The sequence below is a fragment of the Deltaproteobacteria bacterium genome (genome assembly GCA_016875225.1).
Lineage (GTDB): Bacteria > Myxococcota_A > UBA9160 > SZUA-336 > SZUA-336 > VGRW01.
Genome location: VGRW01000059.1, coordinates 1 through 22,420 on the forward strand (window position 1 = coordinate 1; position 22,420 = coordinate 22,420).

General features: G+C 71.2%; 13 protein-coding genes and 4 tRNA genes. 5 read left to right on the forward strand and 12 right to left on the reverse strand.

The genetic code is table 11. The features are described from left to right. The first annotated feature begins 822 nt into the window (after nt 1–822). Nucleotides 823–2,193 carry a Fic family protein gene (locus FJ108_13365; GenBank protein MBM4336879.1) on the forward strand — a complete coding sequence of 457 codons (1,371 nt, stop codon included), beginning with the start codon at nt 823–825 and terminating at the stop codon, nt 2,191–2,193. A gap of 190 nt (nt 2,194–2,383) precedes the next feature. On the opposite strand, the gene FJ108_13370 is transcribed toward FJ108_13365, so the two are convergent. From FJ108_13370 to FJ108_13405, 8 genes are all read right to left on the reverse strand, one after another. Continuing rightward, a complete protein-coding gene (locus FJ108_13370) occupies nt 2,384–4,798 on the reverse strand; it encodes an arylsulfatase (protein ID MBM4336880.1) in 2,415 nt (804 codons plus the stop codon). Further along, the gene (locus FJ108_13375; protein MBM4336881.1) at nt 4,740–6,524 is read right to left on the reverse strand and encodes an MBL fold metallo-hydrolase; all 1,785 of its coding nucleotides are present in this window, start codon (nt 6,522–6,524) and stop codon (nt 4,740–4,742) included. Before FJ108_13375 ends, FJ108_13370 begins: the two co-directional genes overlap by 59 nt. Then, a tRNA-Arg gene (locus tag FJ108_13380) sits at nt 6,510–6,586 on the reverse strand. The genes FJ108_13375 and FJ108_13380 overlap by 15 nt, the downstream gene beginning before the upstream one ends. Before the next feature lie 152 nt (nt 6,587–6,738). Then, nucleotides 6,739–6,826, reverse strand: a tRNA-Ser gene (locus FJ108_13385). A 33-nt stretch (nt 6,827–6,859) separates the two neighbouring features. After that, nucleotides 6,860–6,949 (reverse strand) — tRNA-Ser (locus FJ108_13390). 81 nt (nt 6,950–7,030) lie between these two features. Then, on the reverse strand, nt 7,031–8,965 hold the full coding sequence (locus FJ108_13395) for a hypothetical protein (GenBank protein ID MBM4336882.1): 1,935 nt from the start codon (nt 8,963–8,965) through the stop codon (nt 7,031–7,033). Between the two features lie 10 nt (nt 8,966–8,975). Continuing rightward, nucleotides 8,976–9,063 (reverse strand) — tRNA-Ser (locus FJ108_13400). Nucleotides 9,064–9,131: 68 nt separating this feature from the next. Then, the gene (locus tag FJ108_13405) at nt 9,132–11,390 is read right to left on the reverse strand and encodes an alpha-L-rhamnosidase (protein MBM4336883.1); all 2,259 of its coding nucleotides are present in this window, start codon (nt 11,388–11,390) and stop codon (nt 9,132–9,134) included. 77 nt (nt 11,391–11,467) lie between these two features. Between FJ108_13405 and FJ108_13410 the strand changes: the two genes are divergently transcribed. The 4 genes from FJ108_13410 to selB are packed head-to-tail and all read left to right on the forward strand — an operon-like array spanning nt 11,468 to nt 18,176. Next, nucleotides 11,468–14,050: a PQQ-like beta-propeller repeat protein gene (locus FJ108_13410; GenBank protein ID MBM4336884.1), complete on the forward strand. Its 2,583-nt coding sequence runs from the start codon at nt 11,468–11,470 to the stop codon at nt 14,048–14,050. A 2-nt stretch (nt 14,051–14,052) separates the two neighbouring features. Beyond that, a complete protein-coding gene (locus tag FJ108_13415) occupies nt 14,053–14,961 on the forward strand; it encodes an alpha/beta hydrolase (protein ID MBM4336885.1) in 909 nt (302 codons plus the stop codon). Between the two features lie 60 nt (nt 14,962–15,021). After that, entirely contained in the window at nt 15,022–16,287 is a 1,266-nt protein-coding gene (gene serS / locus FJ108_13420; GenBank protein ID MBM4336886.1) for a serine--tRNA ligase, read from the forward strand. Continuing rightward, a complete protein-coding gene (gene selB / locus FJ108_13425; GenBank protein ID MBM4336887.1) occupies nt 16,284–18,176 on the forward strand; it encodes a selenocysteine-specific translation elongation factor in 1,893 nt (630 codons plus the stop codon). The genes serS and selB overlap by 4 nt, the downstream gene beginning before the upstream one ends. 995 nt (nt 18,177–19,171) lie before the next feature. Here the strand turns inward: selB and FJ108_13430 are convergent. From FJ108_13430 to FJ108_13445, 4 genes are all read right to left on the reverse strand, one after another. Then, nucleotides 19,172–19,984: an SDR family oxidoreductase gene (locus FJ108_13430; protein ID MBM4336888.1), complete on the reverse strand. Its 813-nt coding sequence runs from the start codon at nt 19,982–19,984 to the stop codon at nt 19,172–19,174. Between the two features lie 3 nt (nt 19,985–19,987). Continuing rightward, nucleotides 19,988–21,016, reverse strand: coding sequence for a glutathione S-transferase (locus FJ108_13435; GenBank protein MBM4336889.1), 1,029 nt, complete (start codon nt 21,014–21,016; stop codon nt 19,988–19,990). A 14-nt stretch (nt 21,017–21,030) separates the two neighbouring features. Continuing rightward, the gene (locus FJ108_13440) at nt 21,031–21,798 is read right to left on the reverse strand and encodes a helix-turn-helix transcriptional regulator (protein MBM4336890.1); all 768 of its coding nucleotides are present in this window, start codon (nt 21,796–21,798) and stop codon (nt 21,031–21,033) included. Further along, nucleotides 21,651–22,420 (reverse strand): hypothetical protein (locus FJ108_13445; GenBank protein ID MBM4336891.1); only part of this gene is annotated, 770 nt, incomplete at its 5' end. The genes FJ108_13440 and FJ108_13445, both read right to left, overlap by 148 nt.

The following is a 22,420-nucleotide window of genomic DNA, read 5'->3' on the forward strand; positions in this document are numbered from 1 at the left end:
CCGTCGCGCTCGGCGGCCTCGGCATGGGCGCAATCGGCGCGCTGATCCACGGGCTCACGGCGCTCGTGATCCACGCGGGCCTGTCCTCGGCCACGACCGGCGCGCCCCCGCTCGAAACGGTGGGCGAGCAGCCCGCGCTGGTCTGGTCCTGGCTCGCGGCCGCGCTCTGCCTGCTCGCGGCCTCCACGGCGATCGCCGCGGCCAGCGTCTCCCGGGTCCGCGCGCTGCCCGCCGCGCTCGGGCTCGCGAACCCGCTCGCGCTCACGATCGCGCTCGCGCTCGCGGGCCTGCCTACGGAGTGGGGCCGCTCGTTCCTGCTCCCCGCCGCGCCGAACCTCGCCCACGTCGTCTTCTTCGCGCTGGCGCACGTCGCGCTCGGGCGGCCCCGCGCGGCCTGAGCTGTTGTTCCCGTCCTCTTCGACACGCGCGCGTGCGGGGGCGGGATCCCTTGCGCGCAATGAGGACACCTTCTCTTGCGCACCTCCTGTCCTTTCTCGCTCCATCCCCACTTGTTCACCCCGGACCCGGAGGCGAAGCCGCCGGGATCTTCGGCTTCCGCTCTTGCCGTGCTTCGGCGTCTCTCGTTTTCGCACGTGGCAGCGCTGCGGCAGGCGGTCGAGGGCCGGGGTTGCCCGCACCCAGTCGCGAAGCGGCGGCAGGTTCGCCGCCAAGGGCTCGACTTCCCTGAGCTCAGGTCGACCTCGAAAACCGGAGCGGCCGAACTACTAGTTGACGCAATTCTAGTAGCTCGTTAGTACTTCCCACCGAAGTACTAACCGAAGAAGCATTAGTACCTCGCCAGTAGTTCCGAACTCAGACCCCATGAAGATCCCAGAACGCCCGCCGACGCTCGCCGAGGCCCTGAAGATGGGCGACGGCGGCGACCGCGAGCTGAAGCGCCTGGTCGGCGTGCTCGCGATGGGAGTTCCGCCGGCGCCCGGAGGCAGATATCGGCACTGGCAGACGCTGCGATACGTCGCGCCGCCGGATGGCGTCTCGCACCGGGAGTGGTGGGCGGCGATGAAGGTGGCCCGGAACTCCGGGCGAAGGCGGATCCCGCTTCGCGACGCCCACGGGGCGCCGTTCTCGTTCTGCATGCCGGACCCGGTGCTCGAGCTGCTGCAGGGGATCGACCGCGACGCGAGCGGACAGGTCCTGATGGAGGATCGGGTCGTGAACCCGAGCACGCGGGACCGCTACGTGTTCAGCTCGGCGATGGAAGAGGCCATCACGTCGAGCCAGCTCGAGGGTGCCGCGACCACGCGCGAGGTCGCCAGGGAGATGATCCGCTCCGGTCGCCGGCCGTTCGATCGGAGCGAGCGGATGATTCTGAACAACTTCCAGGCCATGAGAGCGGTGTCCGAGATACGCGGCGAGCCGCTCACGCCGGAGATCGTCTTCAGGCTGCACCGAACCATCGTCGACGAGCTGCTGACGGAAGGCGCGGACCGGCACTTCCTGCGCACGCCGGGCGACCGCGTCGCCGTCTACGACGATCGCGACAACACGCTCCTGCACACCCCGCCGAGAGCGGAGGAGATCCACGCGCGAATGCAGTCCATGTGCGACTTCGCGAACGCGAGCGAGCACGGCTACTACCTGCACCCCGCCGTGAAGGCGATCATCCTGCACTTCTGGCTCGCGTACGACCATCCCTTCACGGACGGAAACGGGCGCACCGCGCGATCGCTCTTCTACTGGTCGATGCTCCGCGACGGCTACTGGCTCGTCGAGTTCTTCTCGATCTCGCGGATCTTCGGGAGCGCGCCGTCGCGATATGCGCGCGCCTTCCTCTACACCGAGACCGATGAGAACGACCTGACGTACTTCATCCTCTTCCATCTCGGCGTGATTCGCCGAGCCATCGATGAGATGCGCGAGTATCTCGCGAGCAAGTCACTCGAGATTCGAGAGATCGAATCGCTGCTTCGCCAGAGAGTCGTCTTGACGCACCGGCAGCTCGCCCTCCTGGGACATGCGCTGCGGCACCCCGGTCACCCGTACACGATCGAGTCCCATCAGAGGAGCCACGAGGTCTCCTACCAGACCGCGAGGACCGATCTGCTCGACCTGGCGAAGCGCGGGCTGCTCGAGAAGGGCCGAGCCGGGCGCGCGTTCGTGTTCACCGCGCCGTCGGACCTGCGCGATCGCCTGGTGAAGACGCGCCCTTCGAGGACCGCGTCGACCCGGTAGGGGGCCGCGGGTCGGGAGCCGAGGAGCCGGCCGGAAATGGGATGAAAGCCGCGCGAGATCCCTTCCCTGGGCAGGCCTGATGCGCGCTCGCGGGATTCCTGGCGCGCCCAGCACGACTCGAACATGCGACCTTCAGGTCCGCAGCGGGGGCGGGGTGTGAGCGAAGCTCCGAACGCTCGGATTCCTCGCGTCACTGAACGGCGAGGCTGGCGCGGAACTCCGCATCCTCGATCATCGCCTTCACCTCGGGCGAGGGCTCGCTCAGCCGCTCGAGGGTCACGCCGTGGATCTCTCCAGAGAAGCGGTAGACGTGCGGGTAGAAGCCGACGGCCGCTCCGCTGTCGAGCCCCACGTCGAACGTCTCGCCGCTGACCGAGAAGACCACCGGCACCGACTTCGCCAAGCGCACGTGCGCGCTCGGGACACCGTCGACGCAAAGCAGCGACTCGCCTCCGGCGCCGAAGCCACCGTCGTAAGCGTGGTCGATCACCAATCTGTGTCGCCCCGGAGCCAGCGGCTTCGAGGCGGTTGCGACGTAGTGCTCGTGGCCGAGCCAGTTGTAGTGGTACACGGGGCGGCCCTGCGCGTTCACGTACAGCGACCAGCCGGCCAAGTTTCCGCCCTGGGCGGCGATGACCCCCTCGCATCCGCTCGCGGGCACGGTGATCTCCGCCGTGATGCGAAACGAGCAGTTCTTCAAGTTGACGACGGAGCGCTCCGGCATGCGGATGTGCGCCGTGGTGTAGGTCATCTTGGTCCGGCCACCGAGCGCGTCGGGCACGGCGAACCTCGCGCCCAGCGTCTGGACGGGCTCCTTGAGCGGATAGACCCGGTTTCGCCGCGCTTCGGAGTCGAACAGCGCCTGAAGCTCCGCGAGCTTCTCCGGGAACCTCCGCGACAGGTCGTCGGACTGCGAGAAGTCGCTGCGGATGTCGTACAGCTCCCAGCGCTCCTGCGGTCCATCGAAGGGCACCGAGTCGAAACGCATCCAGGGCAGGCGTCCGTGAAAGCACGACGCGATCCAGCCGTCGTGGTAGATCGCGCGATTTCCGAACATCTCGAAGTACTGCGTGATGTGCCGATCCGGCGCGGCCCCGTCTGCGAGCGCGTACAGCATCGACGTGCCGTCGACGTCCATCTGCTCGATGCCGTTCACCTGCGACGGCGCCTCGACGCCCGCGGCTTCGAGCAGCGTTGGAAAGATGTCGACCACGTGGTGGAACTGGCGACGCAGTCCGCCCGGGTCCGCGATGCGCCTCGGCCACTGCAGCGCCAACGCGTTGCGCGTGCCGCCGAAGTGCGACGCGATCTGCTTCATCCACTGGAACGGAGCATCCAGTGCCCAGGCCCAGGCGAGGTTGAAGTGGTTCCCGCAGCGCGCCGACCCGAAGTCGTCGATGTGGGCGAGCAGCCATTCGGGATCCTCCGGCAGGCCGTTCTGGAACGCTGGCGCGCTCCACGCGCCGTGCAGCGTCCCCTCGGCCGAAGCGCCGTTGTCTCCGGTGATGTAGACGAACAGCGTGTTGTCGGTCTCCCCCATCTCGTCGAGCGCGTCGAGCAGCTTTCCGATCTGTTCGTCGGTGTGCGCCATGAATCCGGCAAACACCTCCATCAGGCGCGCGGCCACAGGTTTGTAGCGGTCCGGGTAGTCCTGCCAGGACGGGATCTCGGCGGGGCGCGGCGTGAGCATCGTGCCCGCGGGTATGACGCCGAGCTCGAGCTGTCGTTCGTAGATGCGTTTGCGCAGAACGTCCCAGCCCTCGTCGAACTGCCCCTTGAACCGATCGATGTACCCCGGCCAAACGTGGTGCGGACAGTGCATCGCGCCGGTCGCGAAGTAGGTGAAGAACGGACGGCGCGGGTTGCTCGCGCGCTGCAGCTTCATCCACGCGATTGCCCTCGCAGCGATGTCCTCGGTCATGTGGTAGTCGTCGCGCCCCTCGTACGGCATCACGGGCGTGGTCTGGTCGAACATCGGCGGCTCGAACTGCGACGCTTCGGCGCTCAGAATTCCGTAGAAGCGCTCGAACCCAAGCCCCGTCGGCCAGCGATCGAACGGACCCGTCAAGGTCTGCTCGTGGGCCGGGGTCAGGTGCCACTTTCCGAACGCACCGGTCGAGTACCCGGACTGCTTCAGGATCTCGGCGACCGTCGCCGCTTCCTTCGGGATGATGCAGTCGTAGCCCGGGAACGCGGAGGCACCCTCGGGAATGATTCCCATGTGCACGGCGTGGTGGTTGCGCCCGGTCAGCAGCGCCGCGCGCGTGGGCGAGCAAAGCGCCGTGGTGTGGAATTGATTGAAGCGCAGACCGTTCCTCGCCACGCGATCGAGCGCCGGCGTCGGCACGGGCCCGCCGAAGGTGCTGCAGGTGCCGAACCCGACGTCGTCGAGCAGAACGACGACGATGTTCGGGGCGTCGCCCGCCGGGAAGGTCACGTCGGGCGCGGACGGCCGCGAGTCGGCCACCAGTCTGCCGACGCTGCCAGCGAACGGGCGTGTGGGGCGCGGGAGCGCCGGACCTCGCGGCTTGATCTCGTCTCTCCCTCTAGCTCGAGATCGCGGCGTGCTCGAAGCAGCGACGCACGGCGTCCACCGCGGACGCATCGCCCGACACCTCGATCTTCGCCTCGGGCCAGCGCAGCTTTCCGGACAGGATCGCGAGCAGCGTCGATCTCGACATCGACGCGGTTCCCGACGCACCCGCGCCGTCGGTCGGAACCGCGACGCAGTTTCGCACGTGCAGGCCGGCCGTCTCGCCATCGATCGCGAACTTCGCGTGTGCGTTCACGCCGGCCGCCTTGGCGGGATCGAGCAGCACGCGCAGGGTGTGCACCAGACCCGTTGCCGAGGCGTGCGCCATCCCCCTCTGGCTGAAACCGTGGCCGTAGAGGCGGTCCATCGGTGTTGAGCGATCCAGGTGGCGCGCACGGGTGATCGCCCAGTTGCGCACGTTTGCCGCGGGCGTGCGCCGGGCCACGAGTCGCAAGGCACGCGCGAGCAGCTCGCGATCGGCATCCGTCGCGCCCCGGGAGCGCACGAGCCAGGTGGCCAGCTCCGTGCCCCAGCGAACGTCGTCGTCCGCGAGAGCCGCGTTCGCCTGCTCCGCCACTTCGGCACGACCGCCGAAGCCCGCGATCAGTCGCGCGAAGCGCTCCGCTGGCTCCAGCGGGAACAACTTCGACTCCTCGCCGTCGAACCAGCCGCGCAGTCCGGTGAAGATCTGCCGCACGTGGTGTTCCGCGACGCCGTAGCGCTCGCTCGTCAGGTAGTCCTGGTCGTACAGCTCGGGCAGGCGCACGCGCGTCGCGATCTCGTCCATGGTCCAGCCCTTGTTGATCCCGCGCACCGTCTGGTCCCACAGGAACTGGATCGAGTCGCGGTAGCGCTCGCACTTCTGGACGATGCTCGCGCGGCCCACGAGCGGCGGGCCGTGCGTCGCGATCAGGTGTTGGGGCGCCCAGGCGATGATGGTCTCGATGCCGGGAATCAGGACCCGCGGATCCCGGTACTCCTCTCCGCGAATCGCGAACACGTTGAAGAGCGCTGGCCACACCGTGTTGTGCAGGCACAGGTCGAGCTCGGGACAGAACAGGTTGACCGAGTCGTCGGAATCGCTCGGCGAGTGCTTCGCGATGAAGTCGAGACCCGCAATCGCCAGCGTCCCTTCGTCCGGAAGCTCGCGCGTCACCGGGATGTAGCCGGGCGTGAACGGCGCGTGCTCCGGGTTTCGGAAGTGGAAGCCGAGGCCGACGTTCACCGCGCCGTCCGCGCCCTCGGTCGGCATCACGACGGCGAACTGCTCGACGATGCCGCGGCCGTACGCGGGCGCGATCTCGCCCGACGTGCGCGCCTTGTTGACGGCGATGCGCGGATGCCCGTAGACCGGCAGCGGGTCCGCGCAGTTGCCCTCGTCGAGGATGGCCCGCGTTCCCTCGACATAGTGGAAGTGCGAATAGACGACCGCGGCGATCGGCCTGCCGTTCAGCTCGCGCAGCTCCCGCAAGGCAGCCGCCATCTCCTCCACCGACTCGCCGGTGTCGATCGCGATCACCCCGTCGGGCGCGTCGATGAACGTCTGGTTCGACAGGCCGTTGCCCACCAGGCAATGCACGCCGGGCCGCACCTGGTAGAGCTCGCGCGCGATCACCGCGCTCTGAGCGAGGTGATCCCGGTGCACCCGCGCGCCGTTCGGCGCAGTCACCACGTTCCGGTCGTCGCTGTCGAAGCTGCGCGTCATCGCCGGCCCCCTGGCCAGCCGCATCTTGACACAACCCGCCGACGACCCCCGAGCGTTCCGCCGCGAGCGAGGCAGCGCTGGCGCGCCCAGCATGACTCGAACATGCGACCTTCAGGTCCGCAACCTGACGCTCTATCCAACTGAGCTATGGGCGCGCGCGAAGCGGCGGGCAGCTTAGCAAACCCGCTCTGGCCGCGAGATCCCCGCCCACCGGCGAGGCGAGGGCCGCCCCGAGCCGAGCCCGCAAGCGGCGCAGCGCGCCGCGCGCAGTGAGCCGAAGGCGAACGTAGTCGACCGGACCCGGCCCTGGCGGAGAGAGTGGGATTCGAACCCACGGTACCTCTCGGTACACACGCTTTCCAAGCGTGCGCCTTCGACCGCTCGGCCATCTCTCCGGGGAATGGGAATGCGAATGGGGTGGGCAAGGCTGGCGGAGAGGGAGGGATTCGAACCCTCGATACAGTTTCCCGTATGCAGGTTTAGCAAACCTGTGCCTTCGACCACTCGGCCACCTCTCCGCGAGGCGGCGGCGATGATGCCGGTGTGGCGGGGCCGTGACAACCCCCGCTCGCGGCCGGCCGCGCGCGGAGCCCCGCCCATCATGGCAGCGCAGGCGCGCAGGCCTGCGCCAGGCCCGGCCCGGCCGAGGCGAGCTCGCGGGCGAGCACGGCCCGGTCGTCGATGCGGCAGTCGGCGCCCGACGGGACGGCGGGGCCGATCACGTTGCAGCGCAATAGGCCCGCGGGGGGCGCGGCGGGGGACGAGAGCCAGGCGCGGAGCAGGTCCTCGTCGGCGCTGCTGATCAGGCCGTCGCCGGACAGGTCGCCGCACTGGCAGGCGTCGCCGATCCCGTCGCTGTTCGCGTCGAGCTGCGTAGTGTTGGCGGTGAAGGGGCAGTTGTCGAAGGCGTCCTGGACCAGGTCGGCGTCGGCGTCGGGGCCGGGCGGGACGACGGGCACGACGAGCTTTCCGTAGCCGTAGGTGTCGTCCTGGCCGGCGGGGCCGACGTCCTGCGCGGCGGCGGTGAGCGTGGCGCGGAGCTGCAGGGCGGTGAAGTTCGAGTTCTGCCCGAGCAGGAGCGCGGCGGCGCCCGCGACGACGGGCGCCGCGAACGAGGTGCCCGGCACGTACGGCCGGGTCAGACTGTTGGTGCGGTCAGGCGCGACGAGCTCGGGCTTGGTGCGGCCGTCGGTGGTGGGGCCGCGGCTCGAGAGCGACTCGATCGGCGGCGTGGGCGCGTCGTTCCAGCGCGCGGCGTCGATCGCGCCCACGGCGAACGCGCCGTGCGCGACGGCGGGGTCGACCAGGCTCGACGCGGCCACGCGCTCGGCGCTCGCGATCGTGACGTTGCTGCTGACGAGCGTGATGTCGAGCCCCGCGGGCGGCGTGCCGCCTGGCTTGCGCCGCACGCGCGCGGTGTAGGGCTCGTCCGAGCTCACGCGCGCGAAGCAGGCGTACTCGGCCGGCGGCGCGCCGCTGCCCGCGCCCTGCGTGTTCGCGCTGGTGGCCACGGCCGCGCCCGCGGCCGAGTACACGTAGAGGTCGAGATCGGTCTGGGGCGTGCCCGCGTACTGGTTCCAGTTCAGCGCCACGCAGGCCTCGGCGCCGAGCGCGACTTCCTGGATCAGGTCGAGCTGCTCGTCGTTCGGCCAGAACGAGAGCCAGCGGTCGGCGTCCTCGTCGAGCCAGCCGCCGCGCCAGTGGCGGTAGCCCCAGTTGCCGCCACCCACGCTCCAGAACACGCCGTGCGCGTCGTGCGAGTCGTTGATCAGCGCGCTGATCGGGCCGGTGTCGTCGTAGTAGCTGGTGTTGAACCAGTTCACCGACAGGTTCGCGATGCGGATGCCGTTCGTGTGCACGTAGTCGACGGCGTTCTCGAAGTCCACGTCGTCGTCGAACAGGATCAGGTGCAGGCGCGCGCCGGGCGCCATGTCGGCGACCTGCTCCGCGACCGCGGTTCCGTGCGAGGTGACGGCCTCGATCCCGGCTCCGACCAGATCGACGGGGATTGCATTCGCGGGGATCTCGCCCGCGGTCTTGGCTTCGGCCAGGCGCCAGAAGCCGAGGTCGAGCACGGCCACGTCGACGCCCGCGCCGGTGTGGCCGCTCGACTGCAGCGCGGAGCCGCCGGTCAGGCCGACCGCCTCGGACACGCGCGGGCCCGCGCCGTCGACGGGAATCGGGCGCAGCGGGAAGCGCAGCGCATCGATCCCGGCCAGCTCGGCCACGCGCGCGAGCGCCGCGGGCGGCCCGGCGATGCGCACGCGCGAGCGCGAGCGGCCGTCGATCCGCGCGCCGAGCTCGCGGATGCGCGCCAGCGGCAGGTCGTCCACCGAGCGCCCGATGCCGGGCTCGGCGATCACGCGCAGCTCGCCCGCCCGCGCCCGCGAGCTCGACGCCTGCGCGCGCAGCGCCGCCTGCGCCGCGGCCGGCTCGGCCAGCGCGCGCGCGAGCGCAGGCTCGACGCGGGGTCGGCGCGCCTCCTGCGCATGGCTTGCGCCCGCGAGAACCCACGCGAGAAGCGCGAGCGCCACCAGCCACGCATGGCGGAGAGGGAGGGATTCGAACCCCCGGACGCCATTGCGCCTGCGGTTTTCAAGACCGCCGCCTTCGACCACTCGGCCACCTCTCCGCATGAACCCCGCAGCTTAACCTGAATGGGCCGGATCCGATCCCCGTGCGACGCGACCGGGGTCGGGATCAGCCCGTCGACGCCCGCGCGATGCGGTGCGATCCCTGCGGGTAGCGGCGGCCGCCGAAGTCGAACGGCACGGGGCTCTCGACCGCGATCGAGCTCGCGCGGACGTCGACGGAGATCGGCCCGGCGGGGCATGGCGCCGAGCCGCGCGCCCACTCGAGCGGGCCGAGCTCGGGCGCGATGCTCGCTACGGCGAAGCCCGGCTCGGCCGGCGTGATGCCGAGCACGCGCTGGACCAGGTCGCGGGTCGGCGTCGCGGACCAGCCGTGGCTCACGGTGCCGCCGGCCCAGCACTCGGTGAACGACGTGGAGCAGCGCTTCATCGCCCAGCGATCCCAGTCCAGTAGCTGCGCCGGGATCAGGTCCGCGCGCCCGGCCGCGGCCAGCGCGTCGTGCACCACGTAGCGGAAGAACGGCTGCGCGCGCACGACCTGCCGCTCGACGTCCCACCACGGCGGCGGGACCGGCCCGCGCCGCGTGTAGGCGCCGATCGCGATCTCGCTGTTCGGCTCGGCCGGCCCGTCGGCCTTGTCGAAGATCGCGTGCACGAGGCTCGCCTCGTCGGTCATCGCGGCGACCACGCGCGCCACGCGCGCGTCCGGCACGAGGCCGCCGACGAGCGCCGCGGCCTGCGTGTGCTGCGAGACCATCGGCAGGCGCTCGCCGCGGTCCAGCGAGTCGACGTAGCGGCCGCGCCGCCCATCCCAGAGGCGCTCGAAGCCGCGCGCGAGCGCCGCATGCCGCGCGAGCGCCCAGCGCGCGCGCCCGGCGTCGCCCGCCCACGCCGCCATCTCCGCGAACTCGAGCAGCGCGCGCGCCAGCAGCCCGTTCAGCGCGCCGCACACGCCCTGCGTGTAGACGGCCGACCAGTCGATCAGCACCCAGCCGAACACGTCGATCGCGCAGCCCTGCTCGTCGAGGAACGGCTCGAACCAGCGCAGCACGCCCTCCACCACCGGCAGCAGGCGCGCGATCTCGTCGTGGCTGCCCACGTAGCGGTACAGGTTGTGCACCGAGTGCACCCAGTGCAGCGCCCAGTCCGGTATGACCGTGACGTCGATCTGCTCCAGATCGCCCGCGACCGCCATCGGCAGCATCCCGTCCGGCCGCGGCGACGCGGTGAGCGCGGGATGCCAGCGCGCGAGGCGCCAATCGGCGTTCGTGGTCAGGTCCACCATCTGGTGTACGACGGAGTCGCCGGTCCAGGCGCGCTGCTCGCGCGTCGGGCAATCGACGTAGCTGTCGAGTGAGCAGATCGTGACCGTGCGCCGGCCCACCGCGTAGAGCGCGTCGAGCCGCGCGTCGCTGCACTGGAAGAACGCGCCGCCCGCGACCGGATACAGCCGCTCGCGGATGCGCGCCGAGTGGACGACCGCGCCGGGTGGCGAGTCGATCTCGATGCCGCGCCCCCCGTACAGGTCGAGGGACTCGCAGACGCGGCGCGTTCCGTCGCCGACGAAAGCCACCGAGACCGCCGAGTCGCGCGGATCGACGGCGCCGCTCTCCACCCGCTCCGAGACGTGCGCGGTGAGCGTCTCGCCGGCGGGGATCTGCGCGTCGAGCAGCAGCGTGCCGACCACGACGCGCTGCCCGTCCGCCTCGACCGGCTCGCCGCCCGGGTAGGCGATCGGGCGCTCGGCGAGCGGGCCGCCCGGGTACGAGGGCGGGTGCACGGTGCTGGTGTCGGCCCAGGACATCGCGCGTCGCGCGACCGCGCGCGGCCAGCCGGGATCGGCGCCGCCCGGCGCGCACCAGTCGGCCGGCAGGCTGCGCAGGTCGACGAGCTCGGTTCCGCGGCCACCGATGCCGCCGCCGGGCGGAGTCTCGCCCCAGCCGTCGAGGACGCGCGCGCTCCAGCTCTCGTCGCTGGCGAGCCACTCACCGCCCACTCGTGCCTCGAACACGAACGCGCCGAAGCGCAGGTCGCTGCCGGCGGGCGGCGGCAGGAACCACGCGTTCGCGCCGCCGTAGCGCCAGGCGAGCACGCCGATCACGTTCTCGCCCTCGCGCAGGTGGGGCGCCAGGTCGACCACGTCGTACGGCTGCCGGCGCGGGTTCGCGCGCACCGGGCCGCGCGCGAGCTCGCGGCCGTTCACGTGCAGCGCGTAGCGCGAGATCGCGCACAGACGGGCCGGCGCGCTTGCGGGCACGCTGCGCAGCGCGAGCGAGCGCCGCAGCGCGACGGTCTGTCGGCCCTCGGTCTGACCCTCGGCCCAGATCCAGCGCGCCCTCCAGCGCCCCGGTGCAAAGGTCATCGTCATGGCTGTCCTCCTGCCCGGCCGCCTGACCCGCGCCGCGCCGCCGTTGCATACTACGCCGCGACTCGGGGAGAGAACGCATGGGAAAGGGGCGCGGAATCCCGCGCCGCGCCTGGCTGTTGCTCGGCGCGGCGCTCTGGGTTTCGGCGGGCCTCGTCGCGCTGCGGACGGTTCCGTTCGGCGCGCACGCGCTCCGGCCCGACGCTGCCGACGCTGCCGACGCGATCGGGCACGGCGGCGTGCCGCTCGATCCGACCAGCCCGTGGCCGAAGTTCCGCGCGAACCCGCTGCAGAACGGGCGAAGCGGCGTCGAGCCGCGCGGCGATGCGCGGCGTGCGCCGTGGACGTTCCGCACCGGCAAGGGCGTGTTCAGCTCGCCGGTGATCGACGCCGAGGGAAACGTCTACGTCGGGTCGGCCGACCAGAGCTTCTACGCGCTCGACCGCGACGGGACGCTGCTCTGGAAGTTCGCGACCGGCGAGGTGATCGACTCGTCGGCGCTTCTCGACGACCGCGGACGGGTCTACTTCGGCTCGGGCGACGGTCACGTCTACGCGCTTGAGCGCGCGACCGGGGCGCTGGTCTGGAAGTTCCGCGCCGACACCGTGGCGGAGGTCGAGGCGCGCTACGGCGTCGAGTCGTACAACCTGGGCTGGTTCGAGGGGAACCTGGCCATGCTCCCCGACGGCACGCTGCTCGCGCCCAACGACAACTTCCTGATCTACGCGATCGACCGAGAGACCGGCGAGAAGAGGCGCGAGTTCCTGGGCAACGAGCTGATGTGGTCGCTGCCGGCGGTGAACGCGCGAAGCGGACGGATCTTCGCCGGCTCGCAGTTCCTGCTCTGGCGAAACGTGTTCGCGTTCGACGCGCGGACGGGCGAGCGCGCTTGGGCGAGCGGCGGCTTCGGCTCGAACGCGGCGTCGCCGCTGCTCACGTCGGGCGCGGAGAACGGCGCGATCGTGCTGGGCGGCTTCGACGGATACGTGCGCGCGTACGCGCAGTCGAGCGGCAAGCAGCTCTGGAAGCGCGGCCTGCGCGGGCACGTGTACGCGAGTGCAGCGCAGCTCTCCGACGGCACGCTGATCCAGCCATCGACCGACGGCACGATCTACGCGCTCGAGCCCGAGACCGGGCGCGTGCTCTGGGCGCACGACACGCTGGGGCCGATCCGCTCCTCGCCCGCCGTCGACGCGCGCGACCGGATCTACGTGGGCACCGGCGAGGGCCGCCTCGTCGCGCTGGACCCGGACGGGACGCTGCGCTGGACCTACCTGTGCATCGACGAGGAGCGCAACGACCTGAACGCGTCGCCGGCGCTCGGCCCCGACGGGATCGCGATCGCGGGCGAGAACGGCGGCGTGTTCCTGGTGCCGTGGGACTACCCGCTCTCGCCGGCCGGTCGCGCGGACCCGCGCGTGACGCTCGGTCCGGGCGAGGCGCTCCCGCCAGACGGAGCGTTCCTGCTCTACACCAGCGCGTTCGGCGCGCTGCGCACGGAGCCAGAGCGGGCGATCGCCGCGAACCAGCCGCTCACCTTCACGCTTCTGCTGCGCGAGGGCGGCGACACGAAGTACGCCGCGCTCGACGCCGAGAGCCTCGACGTGCAGGTGGGCGGCGCGCCCGCCCGACACGTGATGGTGTCGGCCGACGGGCAGTTCCTGGTGCTCGTGCCGCGCGAGACCTGGCTCGGGCCAGCGGGCGGCCGTCTGAAGCTCGAGATCCGCGGCCGCTACCGCGTGGATCCGTGGCGCGTGGGGCTGAAGTTCTTCGCCGGCCGCGACGGCGGCGGCTTCGCGGAGACGCTCGAGTTCGACGTCGCGCCGCGCGGCTCCGAGCCCTCTCCGTACCGCGTGCCCGCCGGGATCGGCGACCCAGGCAGCGTCTTCGAGCTGTCGCGCTACGCGGCGCCGAACCCGACCATGCTGCCCTCGTGGAACCAGATCGGCTTCGACTCGCTGCACTACCTGGGCGGCACGGTCGAGGGCGACGCGAGCCGCGCGCTCGTCTGGGTGGTCGGCGGGCGGCTCGCCGACGGGCGCACCGTGGTCGATCCGTCCTCGACGCTGCGCTTCCCGCTGCGGCTCGAGTACGACGGCGGTCTGCTCACGCTGCACAACTACGACGGCTTCGAGATCCAGTTCGTCGGCTCCTGGGACATGCCGTTCGGGTCGTACCGCGCGTCCACGCGCGTCGACCCCGCGCATGGCCGCGCGCTCGAGCCGGCGGCGCTGGTCGCGGTGGCGAACACGCACGAGCTCGAGTACTACGGCCGCTTCCTGCAGCTCATGGGCCTGGCGGATCTGCGCAGCGGCGAGATGGCAGTCTTCGGCGGGCTCGACCTGGACCTGCACGGCGACGGAATCGCGTCGCCCCCTGCCGGCGTGGGCCAGGTGAGCTTCGCGCGCGACGCGCGCTCGGCGAGCGCGAGCGTTTCGGGCGGGGCGCTTCGCGCGGACGAGCACGTGTTCAGCCTGCTGCTCGTCGACGCCGCGAGCGGCCGGCCGCTGCCGCTGTACTACTCGGGCCGCACGGAGGTCGCGTCCGACGCGAGCGGCGTCGTGACTCGCGTGACGATCCGCTTCGACGAGGGGCAGGCGCCCGGCGCGCTCCGTGCCTACTACCTGGTCGATTCCCAACCCGCCGCACGTGGAGCCCTGTGACGATGAGCCTTCCCTTCTGGTACGAACGCGCGCTGGCCGCGAAGTCGGAGCCGGCAGACTTGGTGGTCGACGGCGTGCGCATCCACTACGAGACCTGGGGCGAGCCGGGCCAGCCCGGCCTCGCGCTCGTGCACGGCAGCAACGCACACCTGGAGTGGTGGCGCTTCGTCGCGCCGTTCCTGGCCGACCGCTTCCGCGTCGTCGCGCTCGACTCGTCGGGAAACGGCGACAGCGGCTGGCGCGAGCGCTACTCCGCGGGCGTGCTCGCCGACGAGGTCTGGGCGGTGTGCGGCGCCGCCGCGCTCGGCGCGCGCCCGGTCGTGGTCGGCCACAGCTTCGGCGGATTCGTCGCGCTCGAGACCGCGCACCGCCACGGCGCCGAGATGGGCGGCGTGATCTTCATGGACTTCACGGTGGCGCCGCGCGAGCGCTACCTGGAGTGGGGGCTGCGCTCGAGGCGCGAGGGCGTGAAACCCGGGCGCAAGACGCGCGTGCACCCCGACCGCGACTCGGCGCTCGCGCGCTTCCGCTACCTGCCCGAGCAGCCGGTGCGCCACGCCTGCGTGCGCGACTACATCGCCGCGAAGAGCCTGCGCCCGGTGGAGGGCGGCTTCACCTGGAAGTTCGACCCCACGCTCTTCGACGACCTGGAGATGGGCGCGGACCAGGCCGAGAAGTTCGCGCGCCTGGCCTGCCGAAGCGCGGTGATCCTGGGCGAGGACAGCGCCGACGAGGGCGCCTTCTTCGGCGACCACATGGCGTCGATCTCGGCCGGTCGGCTGCCGATCCTGGTGATTCCCGGCACCCACCACCACCTGATGTTCGACGAGCCGCTCGCGGTGGCGATGGCGGTGAAAGCGCTCGCGCTGGACTGGCTGCGCGAGGACCGCGAGGGCGCCGCTACCCGATGAGCGGTCGAGCCCGTAGAATGCCGCGAGCGAGCGGCGGACCGCTCTAGACGGAGCTTCAGCGTGCTCGATCTTCGCTTCATCATCGAGAACATCGCGTCGGTCCGGGCGAACTGCGCCATGCGCAACGTCTCGGTCGACCTCGAGCGTCTGGTCGCGCTCGACGAGCGGCGCCGCGCGCTGATCGCGGAGCAGCAGTCGGTGCAGGAGCGGCGAAACGCGCTCGCGCGCGAGATGAAGGGCCGAAAGCCGAGCGACGAGGAGCGAAATCTCGGCAAGGACCTGAAGGAGCGCGAGGCCGTGCTCGAGGTCGAGCTCGGCAGCGTGCGCGACGAGCTGCTCGCGCTGCAGCTCCTGGTGCCGAACCTGACCCACCCCGACGTGCCCGCCGGCGCCACCGACGAGGAGAACCGCGAGCTGCGCGTGATCGGCGCGCCGCCCGCGTTCGGCTTCGCGCCGCTCGACCACGTGGAGCTGGCCGAGAAGCACGACCTGATCGACTTCGAGGCCGGCGCGAAGGTGACCGGCCAGAAGTTCTACTTCCTGAAGAACGAGCTGGTTCTGCTCGAACACGCGCTGGTGCGGTTCTCGCTCGACTTGCTGCGAAAGCGCGGCTTCACGCTGTTCCAGACGCCCGACCTGGCGCGCGCCGAGGTCGCGGACGGGCTCGGCTTCAACCCGCGCGGCGCCGAGACGAACATCTACTCGATCGCCGACACCGACCTGGTGCTGGTCGGCACCGCCGAGATCACGCTCGGCGGAATCCACCACGGAGAAATCCTCGACGAGGCGCGGCTTCCACTGCGCTACTGCGGGCTCTCGCACTGCTTCCGCACGGAGGGCGGCGCACACGGCCGCGCGTCGCGCGGTCTGTACCGCGTGCACCAGTTCACCAAGGTGGAGATGTTCGCGATCACGCGGCCCGAGGAATCGGAGGCGATGCACGCGGAGCTGGTCGCGATCGAAGAGGACATCTACCGCGCGCTCGAGATCCCGTTCCGCGTGGTCGACGTCTGCGCGGGCGACCTCGGCGCGCCCGCGTACCGCAAGTTCGACCTCGAGGCGTGGATGACCTGCCGCGGCGAGCGCGGCGGCTGGGGCGAGATCACCAGCACCTCGAACTGCACCGACTACCAGTCGCGCCGGCTCGGCGTGCGCTACCGCGAGAGCGCGTCGGGCAAGACGCGCTTCTGCCACATGCTGAACGGCACCGCGATCGCGGCGTCGCGCGCGCCGATCGCGCTGATCGAGAACCACCAGCAGGCCGACGGCTCGATCCGGATTCCGAAAGCGCTCGTGCCGTACACGGGCTTCGACCGGATCGGATGAGCGCCGACGCGCTCGTCCTTGGCACGGCCGGGCACATCGATCACGGCAAGACCACGCTGGTGCGCGCGCTCACGGGCGTGGACTGCGACCGGCTTCCCGAGGAGAAGGCGCGCGGGATCACGATCGAGCTCGGCTTCGCGCCGCTGGTTCTCCCGTCGGGCTTGCGCCTGTCGCTGATCGACGTTCCGGGGCACGAGCGGCTGGTACACACCATGGTTTCAGGCGCGACCGGGATCGACCTGGTGCTCTTCGTGGTCGCGGCCGACGAGGGCATCATGCCGCAGAGCCGCGAGCACCTGGCGATCTGCGATCTGCTCGGGATCGAGCGCGGCGTGGTGGCGCTCACCAAGGCCGACGCGGTCGAGCCCGACCTGCTGGAGCTGGCGCAGCTCGAGGTGGCCGAGGAGCTGGAGCGCACCTGTCTTGCGAATGCTCCGATCGTGCCGGTCTCGGCGCTCACCGGGCAGGGGCTCGACGAGCTTCGCGCGGCGCTCGAGGCCTGCGCGAGCGAGGCGCCCGCGCGCACGCTTCGCGACGGGCCGGCGTGGCTCGCGGTGGACCGCGCCTTCTCGATGCGCGGCTTCGGCACGGTGGTGACCGGCACGCTTCGCGGCGCGCCGCTGGACGAGGGCCAGAACGTGCAGGTCTGGTCCGACGACGGGCGCGCGGCGATGGCCGCGCGGATCCGCGGCGTGCAGGTGCACGAGCAGCCGGTCGCGCGGGCGCTGCCGGGCTCGCGCGTGGCGCTGAACCTGCAGGGCATCGAGGTCGAGGCGGTTCCGCGCGGCAGCGTGGTCGCGACACCGGATCGCGTTGCAAGGCGCACGCGGCTCGAGGTGGAGCTCCGGCTGCTGCCCGGCGCGCCGCGGCTCGCCACCGGCGCGCGGATCGCGCTGCACCTGGGCACGACTTCGCGCGGGGCGCGGGTCTCGCTTCTCGACCGCGCGGCGCTCTTGCCGGGCGAGGTCGGACTCGCGGAGTTGCGGCTGGATCGCCCGCTGGTCGCGGTCGAGGGCGACCGCTTCGTGCTGCGCGGCTCGCGGCGGCTCGAGAACGCGGGCTGGACCTGGGGGGGCGGGCGAATCCTCGACGCCGCGCCCCGGCCGGGAAAGCGAAGGCGCGCCGACCGCGCGGCGGACCTCGCGCTCGCCGCGGCGGGCGACCGCGAGGCGTGGCTCGCGGCACGGCTCGCGATTGCGGGCCAGCGCGGGCAGACGCGCGCCGAGCTGCTGCGCGAGCTGCGCTCGCTCGACGGGCTCGCGGGCGTGCGCGTCTCGGCCGATCACTGGCTCGACCCGGCCGCGTTCGCGGAGCTGCGCAAGACCGCCGCGAGCGCCGTGCGCGCGCACCACGCCGACGCGCCCACCGACGCGTTCGCGGGCTTCGCGCAGGTTCGCGCGCGCGTTCCGACACCGGCCGGTGACGACGCGCTTCGCGCCGCGCTCGACGCCGAGGCCCGCACGGGCGCGCTCGAAGCGACGCCGAGCGGCTGGCGCGCCCCCGGCCACCGCGCGCACGCGGGCGACTCGCAGCTCGCGCTCGAGCTCGCCAAGCGTCTCGCGGCCTCGGGCCTCGCGCCCGAAACGGTCGAAGCTCTCGCGCGCGGGCTCGGCTGCGAGCTTCGCGAGTTGCGCCGCGTCTGCGAGCACCTGGTGCGCGAGAAGAAGCTGGTGCGCGTCTCGTCCGAGCTCTTCTTCGACGCCGCGGCGATCGCCGCGCTGCGCGAGCGGCTGATCGCCTACCTGCGCGCGAACGGAAGCATCGACCCGGCCGCGTACAAGCAGCTCACCGGCCAGAGCCGCAAGCACACCGTCCCGCTGATGGAGCACTTCGACGCCGAGAAGCTGACCGTGCGGCGCGAGAACACCCGCGTGCTCCGCGCGCAGTAGCGCACGCCATACACTCATCGCTCCCTTTCGATCGCTGAGGCTGAAAGGAGGGCAAATACTCCGGCATTGCCGACAGGCCGGTCCCTAAGAACTTCGAGTGCATATCTGTGAAATCTCTCTAACATCATCCTCTTGTTCGCTGGTTCGCTTGCATGTCATGATTCACTCAATGATGAATGGTGCCAGCTCCGGGAGTCAGACCATGTGCAGTCGCCGCACTCGCATCCCGTTGTGGTCGGTTTTCGCGGTCTGCGTAATTGCAGCAGTCGCGACCGGATGTGCCTCGACTCGATCTTGGACCTATCGGCCGGAAGCGCCGGTCGATCGCCAACCGATCATGGACAGAACGGTAGTTGTCCTTCCCGTCGAAGATCTTAGGACGAATGAAAACACTGACCTAATGTCGTTGTACTTGATACCGCTCATGCCGTTTGGCTGGCAGACGTTCGACACGCCTGAGGGCCCAGACCGGCATTTGACCAGCCGAACTTGGAATTTCCGTCCTTCAGAAGACATTGCGAAGGCAATCGCGCAAGATCTTCAGAATTTGGGATTGTTCAAAGAGTCTTTCTTTGGGTTCAGGAGCTCTGAGGGCGATCTCGTTCTCCGTAGCCAACTCCATTCAACGCGGTACGAGTCTCGGCTGATCTCCTACTGCCTTTCCGTATACGGTCCACTCCTTTGGTTCATCGGTTTTCCCAGTGGAACCTACTCGAATGAGCTTCGACTCGAGCTTCGATTGGAGGATCGAAGTACGGGGGAGCTGTTTTGGGCGGGGGGTGTCAACGAGATCGAGGGCAGTGTCGTTTGGTTCTACGCTCTCGATGCAGACTTCAACTACGACTCATTGCTTAAGCGCGGACTGCGATTGGCATTCACAGACCTGTCTTCTGAACTGGCCAAACGAACGGAGAGATCAGAAAGGCCATAGAGCGCCCTGATAGAGAGGTTGAGGGAGGACGACGGGTGCAGTTCCTCCCCGTCTCGAAGAGCGCTCAGCCCCCGGCGCCCATCTCGGCGCGGAACTGACGCAGCATGATTCGCGCGTAGAGCCCGGGCGCGACCCGCGAGACCCACCAGGCCAGCCACGCCACGCGGCCGACGGTGAGCAGGCTCTGGCCGGACTCGAGCGCGCGCACGATGCGCTCGGCCACCGCGTCGGGCTCGAGCGCCGCGCCGACCACGGTGCGCGGGCCCTGCGCCGCCGCGCCGTCGGCGCCCAGATGCGCCTGCTCGATTCCGGTGCGGATGAACGACGGGCAGACCACGAGCACGCCCACGCCGGTGCCGTCGAGCTCGGCGCGGAGCGTGTCGAAGTAGCCGTGCAGCGCGTGCTTGCTGGCCGAGTAGCCCGCGCGCGCGGCGAGCGGCGAGAAGCCGGCCACGCTCGAGATCGCCACGACCGCTCCGCGGCGCGCGACGATCGCGTCGAGCGCGGCGTGCGTCGCGTTCACGGCGCCGAAGAAGTTCACCTGCATCACGCGCCGGATCACCTCGGCCCGCGTCGTCCGCAGCAGGCTGCGGTGGCTGATGCCCGCGTTGTTCACCAGCACGTCGAGCCCGCCGAAGCGCGCCACCACCGCGGCCACCGCGTCGCGGCAATCGTCCTCTCGCGTCAGGTCGCAGACGCGCGTGAGCAGCCCCGACGCTCCGTGCTCCGCCGCCAGCCGCTCGAGCCCGGCCGCGTCGACGTCGAGCGCGGCGACGCTCGCGCCGCGGCGAGCGAACGCCGCGACCAGCGCGCGGCCGAGCCCGCCCGCCGCGCCCGTCACGGCCACCACGCGCCCGGAGAAATCGCGCTGCGCCATGCGCTACGCCGCGAAGAGCGCGAGGCAGCCGGTGCCTTCGAGCACGGCGTCGAGCGCTCTTCGGTCGTCGGGCGCGAGCGCCGCCCTGCCCTCGCGCAGCCAGTGCAGGCACTTCGCCTGGTACGGGAAGACCTGCTGCTTCCAGGGCCGGCCGTCGATGCTGCACTCGACCAGCGTCGCGCCGCGCGCCTGCGCTGCGGCGTTCGCGAGCAGGAACGGCGCGTAGACCCGGCCGATCTCGCCGAGCAGCGCACGGAGCGAGTCGGGAATCCGGTCGCGCGTGATCCAGTCGCCGTCGGCGGGCTCGAGGCCGGACAGGTCCTCGACGATCTCGACCCAAGCGACCACGCGAGGCGCCAGCCTCAGCGCGACATCGCTCGGTGTCGGATCGAAGCCGGCGAGCTGCGTGAGCTGGCCGTAGAGCGCGAAGTCGCACGCTCCGGGCCGCGCGCCGAGCGCGAAGCGCGACTGCTCGAGCCGCGAGGACAGGAGCGCGAGCAGTCGGCGGTAGCTCTCCTCGATCACCGGGCCGGTCGTCGCGTTCGAGCCGACCACGCCGAGCCGCCCGATCTGCCGCTCGGCGACGGCCTTGGCCTGCGCCTGCGCCTGCCCCTCGGCCTGGTCGGTCCTTCGCCAGCGAGGCAGGATGGCCGCGGCCTTGGCGATGTCGGCCGCGTAGGTCCAGCGGTAGTGGAACATCGCCTTGGTGAGCCACTCGTCGGCGTAGTCCTCGATCAGCGCGTCGAGATAGGCGACGACGGGATCGGTGGGAATCACCGAGCGGCCCGGGTAGCGCGACTCGAGCTCGCGGATCAGCGGCGTCGAGTCGACGCGCGCCTCGAGCGCGCCGTCGGCGTCGCGCATTACGAGCTGCGGCAGGAGCTCGACGCGCGGCTTGGGCAGGCCGCGCGACTCCGGGCCGCCCGCCTGCACCCAGACGAACGGGATGCGCCGGTAGCGCAGCACCGCGCGAAGCTTGCGGCTGTACGGCGAGCCGGGCGCGCCGACCAGGACGAGTGTCTCGGGATCCATCGCGTTCTCCTTCGTCAGCTCCGGCCGATGCCGTTCACGAGCGCGAGCACCATCCGCTCCATCGCCGCCGTCGCGCGCTCGCGGCCGAGCCGTTGGTCGGCGCGCAGGCGGTCCCAGACGTCGAACGAGGTCGCCGCGTCGAGCGCCTCGACCAGGTCCCCGGGCGCGCGTCGCAGCTCCGGCAGCCAGCCGAGCAGGTCGGCGCGGAGCGCTCGCACGAGCTGGCCGTGCTGCCGGGCGAGGTACGCCGAGCGCCAGCGCTGCGAGTTCCCCGAGCGTTTGTACGGCGCGATCTGCTCGTACAGGCGGACGCGCCGCTCGACCAATCCAAGCGCGCGGATGTCGAGGCTCCCATCGGGATGCGGGCCGAGAAGCAGCGGCAAGGCCTGCGCGCGCACGCGCTCGTCGATCTCGGCGAACAGGCTGTCCATGTCGGAGAAGTGCCGGAACACGGTGCGGATGCCGACCTTCGCGCGCGCGGCGACCTGCTGCGCGGTCGGCTGCAGCACGCCCTCGCCGACCAGATCGATCAGCGCCTGCACCATGGCCGCGCGGCTGCGCTCGCTGCGGCGGACGCGCCCATCGGCAGCGCCTTCCGCGTCCCGCGGCGGGCGGGGGCGCGCGGATTTCCGCGTCAGCGCTCGCACGTGAAGATCCTCCCGCCCTGTTTGCGCACGCGCAGGCCGCGAAGCGCGGCGTCGAGCTCGAGCAGATCGCGCCCGCCGGTGAACTCCGCGAGCAGGCCCTCGATCTGCGCGCGGCCGGGCCCGGTGGCGACACATTCGCGGATCACATCGGCGAGCCTCTGCAGCATCCAGACGTGGTACGGCACGACCATGCGCCGCTCGCGAAGCCCGCCGAGCTCGAACTCGTGGGTGAGCGGGCCGTCGCCGGTCTGCAGCGCCTCGAAGCCGGGCGTGGGCGTGAACGTCTTGCCCGGCAGCTCCGCGCCCGGCGCGTGGCGGCCGCTCGCGAGGTACGCGCGGAGCGCCGCGAGCGCGCTCGTGAGCGCGGGCCACATCTCGAGGAAGAACACCTCGAGGACGGGGAGCAGCGTGGGCGCGATGCGATCCCCGGCCAGCCACGCCGCGCCGTCGCTCGTGGCGGGGCGCGCGACCAGCTCGCGGTTCGGCCCGAGCGAGTAGAGCTTCTGCCCGTAGCTTCGCGCGTTCAGGTCGCAGGTGTGATTCGCGCGCTCGACCCACTCGGTCACGAGCGGGTAGCGGGTGCGCAGGCGGAAGCCCGCGACCGGGTCGCGGTAGTGGTGCGCGTAGAGCGGCCCGAGCAGGCCGAAGTCGGCCAGCGACGGCAGACCGCCGAGCGCGAAGTCGTGGCGCGAGAAGTGCGCCTCGAGCCGGTCGAGCAGCCGGGCGTGGCTCGCCTCCCAGGCCGGGATCATGCCCC

Coding starts and splice junctions, on each gene's coding strand:
- FJ108_13365 (MBM4336879.1), top strand. CDS start 823: ATGAAGATCCCAGAACGCCCGCCGACGCTCGCCGAGGCCCTGAAGATG.
- FJ108_13370 (MBM4336880.1), bottom strand. CDS start 4,798: ATGCGTCCGCGGTGGACGCCGTGCGTCGCTGCTTCGAGCACGCCGCGA.
- FJ108_13375 (MBM4336881.1), bottom strand. CDS start 6,524: ATGCTGGGCGCGCCAGCGCTGCCTCGCTCGCGGCGGAACGCTCGGGGG.
- FJ108_13405 (MBM4336883.1), bottom strand. CDS start 11,390: ATGACGATGACCTTTGCACCGGGGCGCTGGAGGGCGCGCTGGATCTGG.
- FJ108_13410 (MBM4336884.1), top strand. CDS start 11,468: ATGGGAAAGGGGCGCGGAATCCCGCGCCGCGCCTGGCTGTTGCTCGGC.
- FJ108_13415 (MBM4336885.1), top strand. CDS start 14,053: ATGAGCCTTCCCTTCTGGTACGAACGCGCGCTGGCCGCGAAGTCGGAG.
- selB (MBM4336887.1), top strand. CDS start 16,284: ATGAGCGCCGACGCGCTCGTCCTTGGCACGGCCGGGCACATCGATCAC.
- FJ108_13430 (MBM4336888.1), bottom strand. CDS start 19,984: ATGGCGCAGCGCGATTTCTCCGGGCGCGTGGTGGCCGTGACGGGCGCG.
- FJ108_13435 (MBM4336889.1), bottom strand. CDS start 21,016: ATGGATCCCGAGACACTCGTCCTGGTCGGCGCGCCCGGCTCGCCGTAC.
- FJ108_13440 (MBM4336890.1), bottom strand. CDS start 21,798: ATGTGTCGCCACCGGGCCCGGCCGCGCGCAGATCGAGGGCCTGCTCGC.